Source organism: Aeromonas mytilicola subsp. aquatica (genome assembly GCF_044336385.1).
Classification (GTDB): domain Bacteria; phylum Pseudomonadota; class Gammaproteobacteria; order Enterobacterales; family Aeromonadaceae; genus Aeromonas; species Aeromonas rivipollensis.
Genome location: NZ_CP172298.1, coordinates 3,155,189 through 3,174,917 on the forward strand (window position 1 = coordinate 3,155,189; position 19,729 = coordinate 3,174,917).

At 62.0% G+C, this 19,729-nt stretch carries 18 protein-coding genes; 7 read left to right on the forward strand and 11 right to left on the reverse strand.

Going from position 1 to position 19,729, the window contains the following annotated elements; genetic code table 11:
• Positions 1 to 181: 181 nt before the first annotated feature.
• Positions 182 to 2,263 (reverse strand): ATP-binding protein, encoded by a 2,082-nt coding sequence (locus ACFWHB_RS14375; protein ID WP_395948720.1) that lies wholly within the window; start codon positions 2,261 to 2,263, stop codon positions 182 to 184.
• An 18-nt stretch (positions 2,264 to 2,281) separates the two neighbouring features.
• Positions 2,282 to 3,466, reverse strand: coding sequence for an FIST signal transduction protein (locus ACFWHB_RS14380; RefSeq protein WP_171275780.1), 1,185 nt, complete (start codon positions 3,464 to 3,466; stop codon positions 2,282 to 2,284).
• A gap of 112 nt (positions 3,467 to 3,578) precedes the next feature.
• Here ACFWHB_RS14380 and yvcK point away from each other — a divergent pair, with 112 nt between their 5' ends.
• Entirely contained in the window at positions 3,579 to 4,502 is a 924-nt protein-coding gene (gene yvcK / locus ACFWHB_RS14385; protein ID WP_171275779.1) for a gluconeogenesis factor YvcK family protein, read from the forward strand.
• Positions 4,503 to 4,516: 14 nt separating this feature from the next.
• On the opposite strand, the gene ACFWHB_RS14390 is transcribed toward yvcK, so the two are convergent.
• The 3 genes from ACFWHB_RS14390 to lpcA all read right to left on the reverse strand — a co-directional run bounded on the left by ACFWHB_RS14390 (position 4,517) and on the right by lpcA (position 6,646).
• Positions 4,517 to 4,852 (reverse strand): Hpt domain-containing protein, encoded by a 336-nt coding sequence (locus tag ACFWHB_RS14390; protein WP_106887347.1) that lies wholly within the window; start codon positions 4,850 to 4,852, stop codon positions 4,517 to 4,519.
• A 297-nt stretch (positions 4,853 to 5,149) separates the two neighbouring features.
• Positions 5,150 to 5,947 carry a class II glutamine amidotransferase gene (locus ACFWHB_RS14395; RefSeq protein WP_106887348.1) on the reverse strand — a complete coding sequence of 266 codons (798 nt, stop codon included), beginning with the start codon at positions 5,945 to 5,947 and terminating at the stop codon, positions 5,150 to 5,152.
• A gap of 120 nt (positions 5,948 to 6,067) precedes the next feature.
• On the reverse strand, positions 6,068 to 6,646 hold the full coding sequence (gene lpcA, locus ACFWHB_RS14400) for a D-sedoheptulose 7-phosphate isomerase (protein WP_106887349.1): 579 nt from the start codon (positions 6,644 to 6,646) through the stop codon (positions 6,068 to 6,070).
• Positions 6,647 to 6,902: 256 nt separating this feature from the next.
• Here lpcA and fadE point away from each other — a divergent pair, with 256 nt between their 5' ends.
• Both fadE and ACFWHB_RS14410 read left to right on the forward strand, forming a co-directional pair.
• A complete protein-coding gene (gene fadE, locus ACFWHB_RS14405) occupies positions 6,903 to 9,359 on the forward strand; it encodes an acyl-CoA dehydrogenase FadE (RefSeq protein WP_393936328.1) in 2,457 nt (818 codons plus the stop codon).
• A gap of 173 nt (positions 9,360 to 9,532) precedes the next feature.
• Entirely contained in the window at positions 9,533 to 11,050 is a 1,518-nt protein-coding gene (locus ACFWHB_RS14410) for an HD domain-containing phosphohydrolase (RefSeq protein WP_111911325.1), read from the forward strand.
• A 79-nt stretch (positions 11,051 to 11,129) separates the two neighbouring features.
• Here the strand turns inward: ACFWHB_RS14410 and ACFWHB_RS14415 are convergent, their stop codons facing one another.
• Positions 11,130 to 12,395, reverse strand: coding sequence for a TIGR03503 family protein (locus ACFWHB_RS14415; protein ID WP_395948721.1), 1,266 nt, complete (start codon positions 12,393 to 12,395; stop codon positions 11,130 to 11,132).
• Positions 12,392 to 13,126 (reverse strand): DNA polymerase III subunit epsilon, encoded by a 735-nt coding sequence (gene dnaQ, locus ACFWHB_RS14420; protein ID WP_111911321.1) that lies wholly within the window; start codon positions 13,124 to 13,126, stop codon positions 12,392 to 12,394. The genes ACFWHB_RS14415 and dnaQ overlap by 4 nt, the downstream gene beginning before the upstream one ends.
• Positions 13,127 to 13,178: 52 nt before the next feature.
• Here dnaQ and rnhA point away from each other — a divergent pair, with 52 nt between their 5' ends.
• On the forward strand, positions 13,179 to 13,643 hold the full coding sequence (gene rnhA, locus ACFWHB_RS14425) for a ribonuclease HI (RefSeq protein ID WP_025326391.1): 465 nt from the start codon (positions 13,179 to 13,181) through the stop codon (positions 13,641 to 13,643).
• 68 nt (positions 13,644 to 13,711) lie between these two features.
• On the opposite strand, the gene ACFWHB_RS14430 is transcribed toward rnhA, so the two are convergent.
• The gene (locus ACFWHB_RS14430) at positions 13,712 to 14,434 is read right to left on the reverse strand and encodes a class I SAM-dependent methyltransferase (RefSeq protein WP_162520138.1); all 723 of its coding nucleotides are present in this window, start codon (positions 14,432 to 14,434) and stop codon (positions 13,712 to 13,714) included.
• Between the two features lie 81 nt (positions 14,435 to 14,515).
• On the opposite strand from ACFWHB_RS14430, the gene gloB reads away from it, so the two are divergent.
• Complete coding sequence (gene gloB / locus ACFWHB_RS14435; RefSeq protein WP_163138155.1) at positions 14,516 to 15,280, forward strand: hydroxyacylglutathione hydrolase; 765 nt, start codon at positions 14,516 to 14,518, stop codon at positions 15,278 to 15,280.
• 69 nt (positions 15,281 to 15,349) lie between these two features.
• Positions 15,350 to 16,891, forward strand: a complete 1,542-nt coding sequence (locus ACFWHB_RS14440; protein WP_395948722.1) for a LysM peptidoglycan-binding domain-containing protein — start codon at positions 15,350 to 15,352, stop codon at positions 16,889 to 16,891.
• Positions 16,892 to 16,960: 69 nt separating this feature from the next.
• Here the strand turns inward: ACFWHB_RS14440 and ACFWHB_RS14445 are convergent, their stop codons facing one another.
• Positions 16,961 to 17,806: an endonuclease/exonuclease/phosphatase family protein gene (locus ACFWHB_RS14445; RefSeq protein WP_106887356.1), complete on the reverse strand. Its 846-nt coding sequence runs from the start codon at positions 17,804 to 17,806 to the stop codon at positions 16,961 to 16,963.
• A 111-nt stretch (positions 17,807 to 17,917) separates the two neighbouring features.
• Between ACFWHB_RS14445 and ACFWHB_RS14450 the strand changes: the two genes are divergently transcribed.
• A complete protein-coding gene (locus tag ACFWHB_RS14450) occupies positions 17,918 to 18,142 on the forward strand; it encodes a hypothetical protein (protein WP_025326386.1) in 225 nt (74 codons plus the stop codon).
• Positions 18,143 to 18,148: 6 nt separating this feature from the next.
• On the opposite strand, the gene yciA is transcribed toward ACFWHB_RS14450, so the two are convergent.
• Positions 18,149 to 18,547 (reverse strand): acyl-CoA thioester hydrolase YciA, encoded by a 399-nt coding sequence (yciA, locus tag ACFWHB_RS14455; protein WP_005325590.1) that lies wholly within the window; start codon positions 18,545 to 18,547, stop codon positions 18,149 to 18,151.
• Positions 18,548 to 18,689: 142 nt separating this feature from the next.
• The gene (locus ACFWHB_RS14460; RefSeq protein ID WP_395948723.1) at positions 18,690 to 19,505 is read right to left on the reverse strand and encodes an NAD-dependent epimerase/dehydratase family protein; all 816 of its coding nucleotides are present in this window, start codon (positions 19,503 to 19,505) and stop codon (positions 18,690 to 18,692) included.
• Positions 19,506 to 19,729: the final 224 nt, after the last annotated feature.

Sequence of the window (19,729 nt, forward strand, 5' to 3'; positions counted from 1 at the left end):
CAACCAGCAGCCACCATAGAAAACAGATAACACGGCTGCAAGCCGCAATAACAGGTCATGAAAAGTTGGCACGACTTTTTCATATAAGACCGTACAACCCGATTTATCCCGTGCTCTCTTCAGTATTTGCTGAAGAATTGGTCAACCACCAGGTTGACCATTTTTTTTACCCAAAATCGGGCTACGGGAGCCGGCAATGGCGCAGCAAACAGCTGCGCAGCCGGGCCAGGCTGATGGGCTTGGCCAGAAAATCGTTCATCCCCTGGGCCAGACAACGGGCCCTGTCCTCCGTCATGGCATTGGCCGTCAGCGCCACTATGGGAACCTCGCATCCCATGGCTCGCAGACGACGGGTGGCCTCCAGCCCATCCATCTGCGGCATCCGCATATCCATCAGGATGAGATCCGGTCGCCGCTCGCCGACCTGTGCCAGCGCCTCCAGGCCATTGCTTGCCAGCCTCACCCGGCACACCAGCTTTTGCAGCATGAGTGACACCACCAGCTGATTGACCGGGCTGTCCTCCACCACCAGCACATCCAGATCCAGCATGGAGACTCCCTCGATGGCGGGGTTGGTCGACGCGACGCAAGGTGAGGCCATCCCGGGCAGCTCGAACCAGAAGCAGCTGCCCTGCCCAGGGGCGCTCTGCAGGCGGATGTCGCCGCCCATGAGTTGCACCAGCCGCCGGCAGATGGCCAGCCCAAGCCCGGAGCCGGAGAAGCGACGGGTGGCCGAGCTGTCGACCTGATAGAACGGCTCGAACAGCAGCGCCTGATCCTCGGGAGAGATGCCAATCCCGGTGTCGCTGACCGACACCCTCAGCCGTTCATCCTGCCACGCCAGCGCGAGCCGCACGCTACCGGCGGCGGTAAATTTCACCGCGTTGCCGAGCAGGTTGCCGATCACCTGGGACAGGCGGACGGCGTCCCCCTGCAGCTGGGACGGCACCTCCTCATCCAGCTGCCAGTGCAGCGCTATGCCCTTGGCGCTGGCCTGCGCCTGCAGCGGCTCCACCAGGGCCCGGCACAGCTCGGCGGGTTGAAAGGGTTCGCAGTGCAGGGCCAGGGTATGGGATTCAATCTTCGAGAAGTCGAGCACATCGTCGATGATGGTCTGCAGCAGATGGGCAGAGTGGGTGGCGTGGCCGAGCAGGGTCTGCTGCGGGGTCTCGAGCCGGCCATGTTGCAGCAGATCCAGCATCCCCAGCACCGCATTCATGGGGGAGCGGATCTCGTGGGTCATCATGGCCAGGAACTGGGACTTGGCGCGGTTGGCACTCTCGGCCTCATCCCGCGCCCGCGCCAGCTCCTGCTCGCGGCGGATCTGGCTGCCAATCTCCCGCGCCGTGCCCCTGTAGCCGATGAAGGCACCGCTGGCGTCATGGCAGGGCTCGGCATTGATCTCCATCCAGCAGGGGCCGCTCGCCAGCGTCACCTGGGCGCGCATCGCCCGCACCGGCAGATGGCGCGCTATCTGGTGCTGATACCTGCACCAGGCGGGATCCTCTTTATCGTGGGCAAAGTCATAGAGGCTGCGCCCCGCCTGGCGGACAAGCGCCTCCCCCTGATAGCCGGGGGCAGAGACATAGCTCAGCCTGTGCTCGGGATCCGTCTCCCAGAACCAGTCGGACGCCATGGCGGCAAAGCTGCGAAAGCGTTGCTCGCTGGCCTGCAAGGCGAGGGTCTTGAGGTCGACCTGCTCCTGCAGGCGGGCTCTATAGGCAATGTTGACCAGCGCCTGGGAGATGAGCGGGCGGCACCGCTGCATCGCCGCCTTGCTCTGGAGATCGAAGGTGCCCGCGGCACTGTGCCGGCAGATGAGCACCCCGGAGAAGCCCGGCGCCTGCAAGCCCGTCATCATGACGCTGGCCCAGCCCGCCGCCCCCGCCAGGGAGGCCAGCTCGGGCAACTGGGCCGGATCATAGATGACCAGGGTTTCACCTGCGATGGCGCGGGAGAAGAGCGGTGTCAGCGGCCAGGTGCGGCCGACCTCCCCGGGCTGGGTACTCAGATGGGTGGTGCCGCGCGTGCTCTCCCAGGCGACCACATCAGCCTGTTCGAAGCCGATGAAGGGCTTGAGCGCCAGAATGAGGCTGTCCAGCACCTGCTCCAGGCTCTTGGCCTGTGCCAGCGTCGCCACGCCGCACAGCAGGGCCTGTGACTCCTGGCGGTATCTGGCCTCCCGCTCCCGGCAACGCATCAGCTCCACCAGCGTGGTTTGCAGCTTGTCGCCCAGGGTTTCGAGTTCGCTATTGCCTATCATCTTGTGTCCAGCACCTTGTCAGCTCTCGAGGAAGATTACGCTCGATACCATGAGGTTGCCATGCGCCAGCTCACCGTGGGGCAATCGCCCCTGCTCGCCGAAGGTGAATGGCGTGATAAAGGGGATCTCCCCCAGCCGTTGGCTGAAATGGCCGACGACATCGCTGAGCGAATCTCCCAGCGCCAGACGGCAGCCCGCGCAGAATACCACCAGAGCGCCTATGGGCTGCAGGTTCCCCGCCATGCCATATTCGGGTTCGATGCGCACCGCATTCAGGCTGCGCTGAAGCAGGCCCTCCTGACTGCTGTACATGAGTTGCAGCCTCTCTCCCAGCCGGGTTTCGGTAAAGAGGCGCAACCCTTCCCGCTCCGTCACCGCCTCAGGATGGGAGAGCTTGTAGTAGGGCATCTCATCCAGGGTCCCGACCTGGCGGGCCAGCGGGGAGAGGGTCGTCTCCCGCAAAATGGGACCCACAGGCCAGGGGAGCTGGCGCTCTGTCCAGCGGGCATAGACCCGGGCCGCAGGTTCATTGTCTATGGTCAGCACCTCGCGGCCATCCAGCGCGGTAATGGTGCCATGACGCTCGGTGGGCACATAGCCGGAGTGGAACTGGAAGGCCAGCTGGCAATCGGGATAGAGCACAGCCACCACGCAGCCCTGGCGACCCTCCCCCTCATCCCAGCACAGCTGCCACTCGCCCCTGACACTGTCGTCCGCCGCCGACCCGCCGACGACGGGAACCGTCGCCCCGAACTCGGCATCTATGCCCGCCAGCACCGCCTCTTCCTGCCCTGGGCTGGTGTGCAGCAGTATGAGTTGCGGCAACTCGCCGGGACGCCCGCCATCAGCGATGGCGCGGCGCAGCAACTGGCGCACATCCAGCTCGTCCCCTGCCTGACCGGCCACGCCGTAGGCCCCCTTGTCGTCATAGAGGGCCGCCACTGCCAGACTCCAGCCCAACCGGCCATGATGGCCAGCCTGGGTCAGGATACCGCCACAGGAGCTGCAGCCGATGAGCCGGGTATGGGGGAAACGGGCCTTGAGCGCACGGCGCAGTACCGCGGCATCGTGTGCTTGGGTAAAATAGACCAGCAACAGCGACGGGGAATGAGGTGATTGGGCGAGCAACCGTTCAGCTATCTGTTGGGCGGCCAGCGGGGTCGTCTCGGCAAGAGAGTGAGCCGTCAGGAAGTTCAACACCATCTCCTAGTGGTATGTGATGCAGGGGCATCAAGCAAAAATCATACCTTTATCAAACAATTACCTGGCCAGTCGGACTAAACTGATGCGCACTGGCCTCCCACAGGATGACTGCATGTGGCAGAAAAATATCAATGACTTTGACCGGGTCGTCGCCATCGGCGGTGGTCACGGCATGGGTCGGGTGCTCTCTTCCCTCTCGTTTCTAGGCACTCGGCTGACGGGCATAGTCACCACCACGGATGATGGCGGCTCCACCGGACGCCTGCGCAAGAGCCAGGAGTGCATCGCCTGGGGCGATCTGCGCAACTGCCTCAATCAGCTGGTGACCGAGCCCAGCATCGGCAGCCAGCTGTTCGAATACCGCTTCACGGGTCGCGGCGAGCTGGCGGGTCACAACCTCGGCAACCTGATGCTGCTGGCCCTCGACAACCTCTGTGTCCGTCCCCTGGATGCCATCCGGCTCATCAGCGACATGTTGCACATAGCGCCCAGCCTGCTACCCATGTCCGAACACCCCACGGATCTGTGTGCCCACACCGTCTGTGGCGATCAGATCCTGGGGGAAGTCTCCATCGATCAGCTCACCACGCCGCCACGGGCCCTGAGCCTGAACCCGATCGTGCCCGCCACCCGCGAGGCGATCGACGCCCTGAGCCAGGCCGACATGATCATTCTGGGGCCCGGCAGCTTCCTCACCTCCATCATGCCGCCCCTGTTGCTGAGCGAGATCGCAGAAGCGATCCGCAGCAGCGGCGCCATCGTCGTCTTCATCAGCAATCTGGTGGCCGAAAACGGGCCGGCTGGCAAGCTGACCCTGTCCCACCAGCATCGCTGGCTGGAAGAGCGGATCGGCCAAGGGCGGATCGATGCCATCCTGGCCCCCGAAGGCCATGGGGCCCCGGAGCTGCAGCATTGCCTGATTCAGGCCAGTCTGGGTGAGGCGGCCCTGCCCCATCGCCACGATCGCCTCAAGCTTCGACAGGCGCTGGATGCGGTGATACTGAGCTGGTACGCAGAACGTGACAAGGCGGGCTAATCCGCCAGTGCGATCTAGTGATACTTGGCCAGATGGGAGAACACCTGCGGCAGGGAGTGCTCGAGCTGTTCGAGCAGACGGCCGGCCTCCTCCGCATCCTCCCGGCGACAGGCAAGCTCCAGCGCCATCACCTGCCGATAGCTGGGCTCGGCACCGTAACTGCCACAAGAGGACTTCATGCTGTGGGCGAGGCGGGCCAGGGCGGTCCAGTCCCGCTGATCAAAGAGCGGCCTGAGCTGGGCAAGTTGCCCGCCCACCTCCTCGACAAACACCGAGATGACGACCGGCATCATGTCGTGACCTATGTCATCTGCCAGTTGTCTCAGCACTTTCTGATCCAGCCACTCCATCTTCTCTTCCCTATGATGGTATTCAAACAGACCACAATATAGCCGACCCGCACACCGGCTGTCACCCGCTCTGCGGCGAGAGTCGGTTGAAGCGGTGTGCCGCCATCAGAATGTGAGCCAGTTCAAGTTATCAACACACAGTCTCAGGCAGGAAAGAGATAAATGTTGTCACAAAATTAACAATGGCATAACAATGCAGGCCATGAGAATGATGCGGCTCAGCAACACCTCTCTCATCCCTTTTTGCCTGTATGGCTGCTGCGAAGAACCAGGGTAGGATTCTACCCTGGTATTTTTTTATTGGCGGGTCAGCAGCTTGGCTGCATTGCCGTATTCCAGCTCACCCAGCCTGAACAGGCAGAACTCCCCGGGCGCCATCTTCACCCAGCTCTCATTGCCGGTGAGCGGGCGGGTGGCTATCAGGGTCACCACGTCATTCGGGGTGGTCTCGCTCTGGAAGTCGATGGCCACATCTTCATCCAGCAGACGGGCCTCGCCAAAGGGGGCCCTGCGGGTCAGCCAGTAGAGGTTGTTGCTGCAATAGGTCATCACAAATTCCCCATCCGACAGCAACATGTTGAATACCCCAAGCCCGCGCAGCTCGTCGCACAGGGTCGCGAGATAGCGGAACATGGCGGGGAAGTTGGCCGGACGCTTGGGGTATTTCTGCTCCAGCCTGTCGAGCAGCCAGCAGAAGGCGTGCTCGCTGTCGGTGTCCCCCACAGGACGGTGGCGCCCGGTCCGCAACCCCTTGTAGCCGGTCAGCTGGCCGTTGTGGGCAAAGGTCCAGTAGCGTCCCCACAGCTCGCGGGTGAAGGGGTGGGTATTCTCCAGCGACACGCATCCCCGGTTGGCCTGCCGGATATGGCTGACCACGGCGCGGCTCTTGATGGGCAGCGCCTGCACCAGCTTGGCGATGGGTGACTGGGCACTGGGTTCGGGATCCTTGAAGGTGCGAAAGCCTCGCCCCTCGTAGAAGGTGATCCCCCAGCCATCCTTGTGGGGGCCTGTCTTGCCGCCCCGCAGCATCAGCCCGGTAAAGCTGAAGCAGATGTCGGTCGGCACATTGGCGCTCATGCCGAGCAGTTCGCACATGTCCAGTCCACTCCCTGAATTAATTGATCATCTCTGCATCAATCAGCGAACTCAAGCTGGATGCGAGGCGCCAGGATCGCTCATAGGCCCCCGGCAGCCCCACCCGCCCTCTTTCTCTGATTACTTGGCCATCTCTTTTTCGACCAGCTGGATCAGGATGTGAATGATCTTGATGTGCACTTCCTGGATGCGGTCGGCATAGCCGAAGTGCGGCACCCGGATCTCGACATCGGCCAGACCCGCCATCTTGCCACCGTCCTTGCCAGTCAGGGCAATCACCTTCATGCCCTTGGCACGAGCGGCTTCGATGGCTTTGAGGATGTTGCCGGAATTGCCGCTGGTGGAGATGCCGAGCAGCACGTCGCCGCGACGGCCGACCGCTTCCACGTAGCGGGAGAAGACATAGTCATAGCCAAAGTCGTTGGAGACGCAGGAGAGGTGGCTGGGATCGGAGATGGCGATGCCGGCATAGCCAGGGCGGTTCTCGCGATAGCGGCCGGTCAGCTCTTCGGCAAAGTGCATGGCGTCGCAGTGGGAGCCGCCGTTGCCACAGGAGAGCACCTTGCCCTCTTCCTTGAAAGAGTCAGCCAGCAGTTTGGCGGCCGCCTCTATGTTCTTCAGATTTTGCTCATCGGCCAGAAAGGCCTGGAGCACGCCGGCAGCTTCGGTCAATTCATTGCGGATAAGTTCTTGGTACATGGCGTCTGATGTCTCTTTGTATCGTCCAACATAGGGTTTTGCATTGTCGCACAAGCCAATCCAATCGTCGCCCCCCGCCCGCCAAGATGCGGCCCCAGTACGTTAGGCCGATCACGGTGTCAAGGTAACGAGCTTGTAAACATCTTGATAATTTTGTGCACATGAATTACAACAGGGGCCATATCCAACAGGTCAGACCTCTGGATCAGTTAACCCACGTTTCCCCAACTTCGGCAACTCATGCAAGGAGCGAAAAATGACGACGACCCTCACTCTGTTCGGGGTGATCCTGGTGATCGGCGCCATGGCTTACCGCCGGGCGTCACTGTTCACCTCCACGCTTGCCACGGCCGCCGCCCTGGTCGCCGGCGCCCTCTATGGCCATGTGCCCCTGCTGGTGTGGGTGCTGTTCGCGGTGATCGCCATCCCGCTCAACCTGGTGGAGTTTCGTCGCAACCAGCTGACCAAACCCCTGTTCAAGATCTACAAATCCATCATGCCGGAGATGTCCCGCACCGAGAAGGAAGCCATAGAGGCGGGTACCACCTGGTGGGAAGCGGATCTCTTTGCCGGCAACCCGAACTGGAAGAAGCTGCACGCCATCCCGGTCAGCGTTCTGTCAGCCGAAGAGCAGGCCTTCATGGACGGCCCGGTTGAAGAAGTGTGCCGCATGGTCAACGACTGGGAAGTGACCCACGAGCGGGCCGATCTCTCCCCCGAGGTGTGGCAGTACCTGAAGGACCACAAGTTCTTCGCCATGATCATCAAGAAGAAGTACGGTGGCCTGGAGTTCTCCGCCTACGCCCAGTCCTGCGTGCTGCAAAAACTGTGCGGCGCCAGTGCCGTGCTCGCCTCCACCGTCGGCGTGCCCAACTCCTTAGGGCCGGGTGAGCTGCTGCAACACTACGGCACCGAAGAGCAGAAAGACCACTACCTGCCGCGCCTGGCCGTCGGCAAGGAGATCCCCTGCTTCGCCCTGACCAGCCCGGAAGCGGGCTCGGATGCGGGCTCCATTCCCGACTTCGGCATTGTCTGCAAAGGTGAATGGGAAGGGGAAGAGGTGCTCGGCATGCGCCTGACCTGGAACAAGCGCTACATCACCTTGGCTCCTATCGCCACTGTGCTGGGGCTGGCCTTCAAGCTGCGCGACCCGGATCACCTGCTGGGTGAGGAAGAGGAGCTTGGCATCACCTGTGCCCTGATCCCCACCGACATCAAGGGCGTCGAGATAGGCCGCCGTCACTTCCCCCTCAACGTGCCGTTCCAGAACGGGCCGACCAAGGGTAACGATGTGTTCGTGCCGCTGGACTTCATCATCGGCGGCCCCGCCATGGCCGGTCAGGGTTGGCGCATGCTGGTGGAGTGTCTGTCGGTCGGTCGCGGCATCACCCTGCCCTCCAACAGCACGGGCGGCGTCAAGATGCTGGCCCTGGCCACCGGTGCCTACAGCCGCATCCGTCGTCAGTTCAAGCTGCCCATCGGCAAGATGGAAGGCATCGAAGAGCCGCTGGCGCGCCTCGGCGGCAACGCCTACATCATGGGTGCCGCCGCCAAGCTGACGGTGACCGGCATCGATCTGGGTGAGAAGCCGTCCGTCATCTCCGCCATCGTCAAGTACCACCTCACCGACCGTGCCCAGAAGTGCATCATAGATGCCATGGACATCCACGGCGGCAAGGCCATCTGCATGGGGCCGAACAACTATCTGGCCCGTGGCTATCAGGGTGCCCCCATCGCGGTGACCGTTGAGGGTGCCAACATACTGACCCGCAGCATGATCATCTACGGTCAGGGTGCCATCCGCTGCCATCCCTACGTGCTGCCGGAGATGCTGGCCGCCAGCCATCCGGATCAGGAAGTGGCCCTCAAGCAGTTCGACAAGGCGGTGTTCAGCCATGTGGGCTTTGCCATCAGCAACCTGGTGCGCAGCTTCTGGCTGGGCCTGACCGGCGCCCGCTTCGCGTCCGCCCCCTACAGGGATCAGACCAAGGGCTACTACCAGCAGCTCTCGCGCCTCAGTGCCAACCTGGCCTTCCTGTCCGACATGGCCATGGGCACCCTGGGTGGCGAGCTCAAGCGCAAGGAGCGGGTCTCCGCCCGTCTCGGCGACGTGCTGAGCCAGCTCTATCTTGCCTCCAGCGCCCTCAAGCGCTATCAGGATGAGGGACGCCAGCAGGCCGACCTGCCGCTGCTGCACTGGGCACTGCAAGACGCCATGTTCAAGGCACAAGAAGCCATCGACGAGTTGCTGCGCAACTTCCCGAATCGCTGGATTGGCCTGGCCCTGCGCGTCATAGTGCTGCCGCTGGGTCGCGACATGAAGCGTCCCTCCGACAAGCTGGACAGCCAGGTTGCCCGTCTGCTGCAGACCCCGAGCGCCACCCGCGACCGTCTGGCCGAAGGGCAGTACCTCACCCGCGAGGAGGGCAACCCCTTCGGGTTGCTGGAGCAGGCCCTCGATGACGTGCTGACCGCCGAGCCGCTGTTTGACAAGGTGTGCAAAGCAGAGGGCCGCAAGCGTCCCTTCACCCAGCTGGACAAGGTGGCAGACGCCGGCCTGGCACTTGGCGTCATCAACCAGACCGAGGCCGACTTGCTGCGCCGTGCCGAAGAGAGCCGCCTGCGCACCATCAACGTCGATGACTTCGACCCCATCGATCTGGTGGCCAACAAGGCGCTGTTTGAAGCGTCCGCCTATCACAGGGCAGCCTGATGCCATGAATGCCAAAACGCCTCCCTAGTGGAGGCGTTTTTCATGCTGGCATCTGCCCGGCAACCCCGGATGGAGAAAGAGCAACCAGCTGGATCATATTTTGGATATCAATCCGTTTCCTAACTTGAATGAAGCGGTTAAGGTAAGCACAGGATCACACACAGGATTGCGTAATGGATGATCAAATCCTGATAATTGACGATGAAGACCTGCCCCAAACAGCACCGCGACCCGCCGGCTGGAAGGTGATGATAGTGGACGATGAACCCGAGGTGCATCGCATCACCAAGATTACTCTGAGCAAGTTTGAATTCGACGGCAAGCCCATCGATTTTCTGCACGCCTATTCCGCCGCCGAAGCCAAGGCCCTGCTCGCCGTCACCCCGGATGTCGCCCTGCTGCTGCTCGATGTCGTCATGGAAGCCGATCACGCCGGTCTGGAGGTGGTCAAGTTCGTGCGCGACGAGCTGCAAAACAAGATGGTGCGCATAGTGCTGCGGACCGGCCAACCCGGTCAGGCCCCGGAAGACGACGTCGTCACCAACTACGACATCAACGACTACAAGGACAAGACGGAGCTCACCTCCCAGAAGCTGCGCACCCTGCTGCGCGCCAGCCTGCGCTCCTACCGTGACATTCGCACTCTGGAGAGCAATCGCCAGGGGCTGGAAAAGGTCATCGAGGCCTCCAAGGGGATCTTCGAGCAACGGGCACTGCGCCAGTTCGTCGAAGGGGCCCAGACCCAGCTCAGCGCCCTGCTCAACTTGGAAGAGTCCCAGATCTATGATGTGAAGCATCTGGCCTACGAGGTGCGGGACCAGGTGCTGGAACCCCTGCTCAGCGAGGGCCCGGCCCTGCGCCTCAGTGAGGCGCCAGCCATACTGCGCTGCGCCATGGACAAGGGCGCCAACGTCTACGATGGCAACCAGATGGTGCTCTATTGCCAGAACCCCCGTCACCACCTGCTGTTCCACATCGAGACCACTCGCCCCCTCAGCCAGATGGATACCGGCCTGCTGAGCCTGTTCACCGAGAACATCATAGTGGCGCTGGAGAACATCCGGCTCAACGAGGTCATCGGCGACAACCAGCGCGAGATTATCTACCGCATCGGCGAACTGGTGGAGAGTCGCTCCAAGGAGTCCGGCCTGCACGTCAAGCGGGTGGCACTCTACACCGAGCTGTTCTGCCAGTTGCTCGACATGAACGAAGACAGGTGCGAGCTCATCAAGCGCGCCTCTCCCCTGCACGACATCGGCAAGGTGGGGATCCCGGATGCCATACTACACAAGCCAGGCAAGCTCACCCCGGATGAGTGGGAGATCATGAAGACCCACGCCCAGCTGGGGCAGGACATGCTCTCCGGCAGCGATCTCGCGCTGTTCCAGATAGGGGCCACCATAGCTGGCAACCATCACGAGAAGTGGAACGGCACCGGCTACCCCCGCGGACTTAAAGGGGATGCCATCCCATTGGAGGGGCGCATAGTCGCGCTGGCGGACGTGTTCGATGCCCTGGGGTCGGATCGCTGCTACAAGCAGGCCTGGCCACTGGACCAGGTACTGGCGCTGATCAGAGCAGAGAAGGGAGAGCATTTCGATCCCCTGCTGGTGGATCTGATGCTGGCCAACCTGGAGAAGTTCCTCGAGATCCGCGAACAGTACAAGGACATCTATATCGGTGCCCACTGAGATAGGGGTGTCCACTGAACGCTACCTCGCCATCATGAAGAAGCCGCCCACAGGGCGGCTTCTTTGCATTGAGCGCGGGCTACTGTTCTGGCAGATTGAGATCCAGCTTGGGCGCCTGCGCCGCCGGGGCCGCTGCCTCGCTTTGTGCCTTCTGCGCCGCCATCGCCTTGTGCAGGGTGCGGCGTTTTTGCAGCAGGATGAAGCCACCCGCCCCCAGCAGGAGCAGCAGCAGGCCGCCGCCTCCCAGGGCCCAGGGCAACCAGACCGGGCTCTCCCGCTCCTCAAACTTGGCCTGGGTCGGTACCGCCGCCGAAGTGGGAGATGCCGCTGAAGGGGTGGGCGCCGGTGGCGGCAGTATGGTGAACGACTTGACCGGCAGTTGCAGTTGCACCTCGCGGCCGAGCCGGGTGGTGCCAAACAGGGTCGCCTCCACCCGGTACTGACCCGCCGCCTTGAGGGCGGAGAGATCGACCCCAAGGCGGGGCTCGGTTGCCACTGCATTGAAGGCCATGCTGACCCCTGCGCTGTCGATGGCCTTGCCCTGGATCACCACTGAGGCCGGATCCAGCTCGTCGGCATCGATGAGCAAGGAGAGCCTGGCCCCAATGTCGCCGGAAGGGGCATCCAGGGTGTAGCTCAGCGGCCAGGGGAAGAGCAGCACTTGCTGGGACTGGGCACGGGAGAACACCTGATTGCCGCTGCTGTAGAGGGCGCGATACTTGCCTGCCGGCACATCCAGCACCGCCTCGGCGGTCAGGACGCCATCCCCGGGCACCTCGTCGAGCCCCTTGCCGTCATCCAGATAATGTCCAAGGGTCTCCTCGACGATGGGCTCCCCACTCTGGGCGGCGTCGTTGAACTGTTGCAGCTTCACCGTCATGCCGAGATCGGAGAGGTAGTAGCCCGCCCCCGGCGCCGCTCCATCGATCAGCAACCTGGACTGCAGCTTGACCCGCTCTCCCTGATAGAGGCGGGCCGGCAGCGGCTCGCTCTCGAGCCGGATGTCGGTGAGCAGGCGCACCCTGTTGTCGGGGTCCACCTCGCCGATGGCCTGCCAGGGGCCCGGCATGGGGTTGCGCACCGTGATGAGATCCTGATCCTGCTGCGTCAGCCAGCCCACATCCGGCGGCGTCACCTTGCCCACATAGAGCTTGCTGCCATCCGGCCGCACCAGGATCACCGACGGCGTGCCCGGCTTGCGCTTGATGATGAAGGTGATCTCCTTGACCCCGTAATCGATGCGAAAGCGGTTGTCGAGCAGCGGAATGTCAGAGGGGGCAAACACCTCGTTGGCCATGCCGGAGAGGGAGGTCAGCAGCAGCAGGCCCCCCCAGAGCGAACTCATTGCCGCCACAGGCAGGCTCCCCCTTTCTTCTGCACCAGATCCAGCCTGGCCTCATGGACGGCGACCACCTCGTCGCTGGCGCGCACCACCTTGAGGGGAGCCCGGTTGCTCTCCAGCCGGCGGATCCCGGTGTCCTGGTTGCTGTCATTCTCGTTGCTCTCGCTGGCCAGATTGAGCTTGGTCTGGCCACCCGTCATCAGCAGGTAGACATCCGCCAGGATCTCCGCATCGAGCAAGGCTCCGTGCAGGGTACGGTGGGAGTTGTCGATGCCGTAGCGATCGCACAGCACATCCAGGTTGTTGCGCTTGCCGGGGAAAAGATCCCGCGCCATCGCCAGGGTATCCGTGATGCCGCAGATGTCCGCCGTCTTGAAACCGAGGCCGAGCTTGCTGAACTCATAGTCCATGAAGCTCACGTCGAAGGGGGCGTTGTGGGCGATGAGCTCGGCGCCGCGGATGAAGGCAATGAAGTCGTCGGCTATCTGGCTAAAGGAAGGCTTGTCCGCCAGGAAGGCGTCGGTGATGCCGTGCACCTGGATGGCCTCGGGGTCCACCAGCCTATCCGGCTTGATGTAGACATGGAAATGGTTGCCGGTCAGTTTGCGGTTGATCACCTCCACACAGCCGATCTCGATGATGCGGTGACCCTGATAGATGGGGCCGCCTGCCGTGTTCATACCTGTGGTTTCAGTATCCAGAATGATCTGGCGATTCAGTTGGGGTGTGCTCATGATCGAATCCATGTCAAACTTCGGTTTTATTCGCTAGTTTACCCCAAGACACATGCTAAAAAAGATTGATTTGTATACGGATGGTTCCTGCCTCGGCAATCCGGGCCCCGGCGGCTATGGCGCCGTCATGGTCTATGGCAAGCACCGCAAGGAGTTGGCAGGGGGCTATCGGCTGACCACCAACAACCGGATGGAGCTGATGGCCGCCATCATGGGACTGCGCACCCTGAACGAACCCTGCCAGGTTCGCCTGACCACCGACAGCCAGTATGTGCGCCAGGGGATCACCCAGTGGATCATCGGCTGGAAGAAGAAAGGCTGGATGACCTCAAATCGGCAGCCGGTCAAGAACGTCGATCTCTGGCAGGCGCTGGATGCGGAAGTGGCGCGCCACCAGATCGAATGGCTCTGGGTCAAGGGTCACTCAGGTCACCCGGAAAACGAACGCTGCGACGTGCTGGCCCGGGATGCCGCCAGCGGCAAGCAGCTCGCCGAAGACACGGGTTACCAGCCCTGAGATGCCAGGCAGGCCGAAGCGTCTCTATTAATGAAGGGAACGGCAAGCGGTCTGCCGGGACACCCTCGTCACCAGCCCTGGCGCGCCATGCCAGGCGCCGCCATCGACTCCGGCAGGCGCCAGCGGCGGCGCACCGGAGTGACGGGGAAACGCCGCTTGCGGGCGGCTATCACATAGACAGAGGCAAAGGCTCTGCAGTAATCCCGCCCCAGGCTCTCCCGCCACCAGCCGATCCGGCTCTGCTTCCCCATGAAGGAGAAGCCGAAGCGATCGTCAAACATCACCTCGCATCCCAGCAGTTGCAACCAGTCGGTCACCCGGGCCGGGGTGAACATGCGCGCCGACCAGGGCAGGTGCTGTCGCATGAAGGGCAGGTAATGACCCAGGCCGACCAGGCTGGTGGGGTTGTAGCCACTGACGATGAGCCAGCCGTCATCGGTCAGCACCCGCTCGGCTTCACGCAGCACCTGGTGGGGATCCGGTGAAAAGTCGAGGCAGTGGGCGAGCAGGCAGGCATCCACGCTGGCGGTGCGGATCGGCAAGGCAAGGGGATCGCCCTTGATATCCAGCAGACGCCCGCCGGGGGCGACACCCAGCTGGTGGCGAATGGTGGAACTGCCGCAGGAGAGCTCGGCGCTCAGGGCGCCAATTTTCAGCAGATGGTAGCCAAACAGATGAGGGCACCAGTTGTCGAGCCGCTCCTGGATCTCGGCCGCCACCCAGTCACCCATGGGCAGAGCCGACCAGCTGGTCGGGATCGCGATCTGTTGTTCGGTACGTGCCAGCTGCATAATGGGACCAATCCGGGGTGCGAATGCCATCTTGTTATATAAGATCCCTTCCACAAAGAGAACACAAAGAGAAGCCGACCCATGTATAGCGTCATCACAGTTCCCGCCTTCAGCGACAACTACATCTGGTTGATCCGACACGAAAATCACTGCCTGGTCGTAGATCCGGGCGAGGCAACCCCCGTGCTGGAGCGGCTCGAGACGCTCGGGCTTGAGCTCGACGCCATACTGCTGACCCACCATCATCGCGACCATGTGGGCGGCGTCACGGATCTGCTCCATCATTTCCCTCATGCCCGCCTCTATGGCCCCAAACATGACCCCATGCCGGATCATCACGGCCAGTGGCTCGATGACGGCGATCAGATCAACTGGCACGGACTGAGCCTGGATGTCCTCCACATCCCCGGTCATACCCTGGGCCACATCGCCTATCACGGCCATGGCATGCTGTTTTGTGGTGATACCCTCTTCAGTGCCGGCTGTGGCCGCCTGTTCGAGGGCAGCCCTGCCCAGATGTACGGATCCCTGCAGCGGCTCGCGGCCCTGCCCGATGACACCCTCCTCTATTGTGCCCATGAATACACCCTCTCCAACCTGCGTTTCGCCCACGCGGTCGAGCCGGACAACCTGGCGATCCAGCGGCGGATCGGGGTGATCAGCAAGCTGCGTCAGCAGGGCTTGCCGAGTCTCCCCTCACGCCTGGGGGATGAGCGGCATTTCAATGTTTTTCTGCGCTGCAATGAGGACTCAGTGAAATTTTCTGCTGAGAAATACGCCCTTAAATGCTTGGAAAATCCAGAGGATACCTTCACCGTACTGAGGGGCTGGAAGGACGTTTTTTGAACAAACCTTGATCAGGGGGCCATTGCCCCTTATGATGCGAGCTGTTTTTCAAGAGATGACCTGAGCGAGATGAAGCTACGAACGGCCTTATTGGCGGCGCTGTTTCTCAGCGGCTGTCAAAACCTGAGCCATCAGGATGACCGGGCGGTAACGGCAATCGAGCCGATCAAATCCCCCCAAGTCAGCAAGAAAACATACAAAAAACATTCAGCGCGCTTCCTGTTCGGCGATGAACAGATTGAAGAACTGGATGACACGGATAACCTGTGGGTGCGTATCAGCGATGATATGCAGCTGGACTCGCACGAAAATGCTCGTGTCCGCCAGCAGCGTGATTGGTTACTGCGTAATGATAAGCATATGGCGACCATTGCCAGCCGGGCTGAGCCCTACCTGTATCTGATGGTAGAGGAAATCGAACGGCGTGAGCTGCCAATGGAGCTTATTACCATCCCCATGATCGAGAGCATGTTCGATCCCAATGCCCGCTCCCGCAGCAATGCGGTGGGTCTTTGGCAGTTCGTTCCTGCGACCGGCAAGAACTTCGGCCTGCGCCACGACAACTGGTATGACGGCCGCCGCGATGTATTGGCGTCCACCAATGCCGCACTGGACTACCTGGAGTACCTGAACCGTTTCTTCGACGGTGACTGGCTGCAGACGCTGGCCGCTTACAATGCCGGCGAAGGCCGGGTACGCAACGCCATCATCCGCAATCAGAAGGCTGGTCGGCCGACCGATTACTGGTCGCTGGACCTGCCCCGCGAGACCCGGATGTATGTGCCCAAGATCCTGGCCATGGCCGACATGATCCGCAATGCGGACAAATACAATGTCACCCTGCCGGTGCTGGCCAACAAGCCGCAGTTGCGGACCATCAACACCGGTGGCCAGATCGATCTGAACGTGGCGGCTCAGCTGGCAGGCGTCTCCGCTTCCCAGCTCAAGGCCCTCAATCCCGCACTCAAGCGTGGCATGACCTCGCCGCGAGGCCCCTACAACCTGTTGGTACCCATCGAGTACGCCGACACCCTGGAGCTGGCCCTGGCCGATCTGCCTCAGCGTGAACGTAGCCGTGGTGTGCGCTCCTATCAGGTCACCAGCGGCGATACCCTCTCCCGCATCGCCCAGAATCACGGGGTGAGCGTGCAGCAGCTCAAGCTGGCCAACAATTTGCGCGGCAACAATCTGCGCCGTGGTCAGAGCCTGGTGATCCCCAATGGCGGCACCACGAGCCAGGTCACCCGCAGCAAGCCGCAGCAGCTGGCCAGCCGCAGTGGCAGCAAGATCCAGTATCAGGTGCGTTCGGGCGACAATCTGTGGAGCATCAGCCAGGCCCACGGGGTGACCCACGCCGATCTGGCCAAGTGGAACGGTTTGAGCGCCAAGTCAGCCCTGAAACCGGGCATGAAGCTGGTGGTTTGGCCCAAGCAGGGCAAAGGCAGCAACAAATCCATGGTCTATCAGGTGCGTCGCGGGGATTCCCTCTCCTCCATCGCCGCCCGCTTCCAGGTCGCCGTCAACGACGTGATGCGCTGGAATCAGCTCGGCAAGACCGACTACCTCAAGCCGGGGCAGGAGCTGACCCTGTTCGTGAAGAACAACAGCTGATTGCTTATCACCGCATAAAAAAATACCCCGCGAATGCGGGGTATTTTTTTACCTGCAATCCATCAAACCTCAGGGGGTGATGGCCTGGGCCGCGAACCGCGCCATGATGGGATTGTGATCCGAGGCATCGGTAGCCGGTGAGCTCACCTCCACCAGGTCCAGGTTGCGGTAGTAGAGGTGATCCAGCGGGCGGCCGAAGGCGGTACGGCGCAAGTCGGGCACAGGGATGGCCTCCTGCAGGCCAAGCTCGCCGACCAGCTTGTTCAGCCAGAACTCGCGCTTGTCGCTCCAGGTATTGAAGTCTCCCCCCAGGATGACTGGGCCCTGATGACGATGGATCAGCGCGGTCAGATCGTTGAGCTGTTCGCGGAAGGTGGCCATCCCCAGCTCGAAGTTGACCGCATGCAGGTTGACCACCAGCACGCCGTCAGGATCCCCCTGCAAGGGGTAGAGGCTCACCAGACCGGACTTGGGGATGCGCAGCAGCGGCTCGGGGGAGCGCACGCCACAGACGAAGGCCTGCGGCGTCTTGGCCACCGTCATGACACCGAAGGAGACACCACCCTGGGTGAACGCCTGCAACTGCTGCCACTGGAAGTCGCCGGCACGCAGCCATTGCAGCATCTCGGGCCGGGTCGCCGACTCTTGCAGCAGCACCAGATCCTGGGACTTGGCATATTCGTCCAGCCCTTCGCGCCAGTTCTTGCGCTGCCCCTTGTAGAGATTCCAGACGGTGATGCCAAACTCGCGGGGCAAGGCGGTGGTGGCCAGCGCCACCAGGGGGGGCTTCTGGCAATCGACGCCGGGCACTATGCCCGCCGCCGTGACCAGGTGATCCTGATCCGGCACCTCGAAACAGCCAACCAGTCCCAGCGTCAGCAGGGAAGTCCCCAGAATCCGATAACTATTTTTCATTGGCTAACAATCACCTGCCTCTGCAAGGCGCCATGATCCTCACAGAGCTCATGGACGCCGACTAGTCTCATTATTCGTGTCCGGCCCGACTCATCCATGAGGGACCCCGCAATGGCGAGACAGCACCAGTACCGCGTGACATTTTATGATCAACAAGGAACCTGTCATCAAGTGGAGCTTTCCACCGTCTATCAGATCAGACGGGATCCCCAGTGCGATCTCTGCCTGTTCGACACGGATCAGTGCGTCGGTTCGGAAGAGATGCTGGAACGCATGATACGGCAAAAAACCGGGCTTGAGCAGGAAATATCCATCATCAACGCCCGGCTCATCTGAGCAGATTCAGACCGGAACGGGACGGGATTTGCCCTGATCGTCGATGGCCACGTAAGTAAAGACCCCTTCCGTCACGCAGTAACGCTGGGCTTCATTCTCCCGCAGCACCGGCTTGACCCAGACCTCCAGCTTGAGGCGCATGGAGCTGCGCCCGACCTTCAGGCAGCGACCATAGCAACACACCACGTCGCCCACCTTGACCGGACTGTGGAAGGTCATGCCCTCCACCGAGACGGTACAGATGCGTCCTTTTGCCAGCTCCTTGGCCATGATGCCCCCACCTATATCCATCTGGGACATGATCCACCCCCCGAAGATATCGCCATTGGGGTTGGTATCGGCTGGCATCGCCAGGGTTCTCAGCAACAGTTCCCCATCGGGATGACGCTTTGTCTCTTCCATCATTACCGCTCTCTCTATATGGATGGCGGCATGATAGGGGGCGATCCCGCCCTTGGCAAACCTCAATTGCCGAGCTAACCCGCGCCGCACGTGGCTCCCGTGCCCAACCCCATGCAAAGAAGACCAGGTTGAAGCCCATTCTGACTCAGCCTTGCAAGGTGGCCTGCTCGGCAAACCAATGGGCCGGATCCGGCCAGCGGTAGACGAAACCCAGTCGCTGGCAGATGCGCTGTCCCTCTATGGGTGCAAAGACGCCTGCGGGCTCGATGAACTGCGGGGGCGCCAGCCCGAGCAGACGGCTCGCGAAGGGATAGAGCTGCTCCCGGCGCGGATGTACCGGGGCGCTCAGGTTGTAGACGTCTCCCTCCCGCCCCGCCGCCAGCATCAGCTGGCAGGCTGCCACCACGTCGTCCAGATGCACCAGGTTCACCGCCTGCCCTCCCCCCGCCAGCGTCTTGCCCGCGAGGAAGCGCCCGGGATGCCTGTCCGGACCGTAGAGACCGGCCGGGCGCAGTACCATGGCGCAGGCGAAGCCGCCCTCCTGGACCGCCCGCTCTGCCGCCCGCATCCGCTCTCCCCTGGCGCTGGCCGGGCGCGGGATCTCATCCTCCCCCTGCCCTGGCGCCCACACAGAGGTCGCGCTGATAAAGAGCACCTTGCCAACCCCTGCCTCCCTGGCCAGCTGGCACAGCCGTGCCACCGACGCCGGGTAGTCCTCGGTCTTGCTGGGGGGCACGCAGATCACCAGATCACGGCAGCGAAAGGGCAGCGGACCCGCCATGTCCGGGGCCAGCAGGAGCGGCCAGGCCGCAATGCCCCCGTCACGCAACCGGGTGGCCTTCTCAAGGGAGCTGACCGTCACGGCGACGGATTGACCCTGCGCCTGCAACGCTCTGGCCAGGGGCAACCCCAGCCAACCTGCTCCCACTATTCCCGTCTGATACTCATGTTCGGTCGTCATTGGCAAAATCCTGACAAAAAAAAACGGCCATCCATGATGACCGTCGAAAGTAACGAAGGAAATAGCCGGATGAACCGGTTACCTCCCACAGCGGGAAAATCGGGAGCGCACGCTCCTAATTCGTGGGCCTATCCTAGTGGCAGCGCGGTCAAAAAGCTTTGAAGCGGATCACAGTTGAAAAGGATTTCTGAAAGCGCTTTCAATGTTTGACGAAAAAGCTGGCC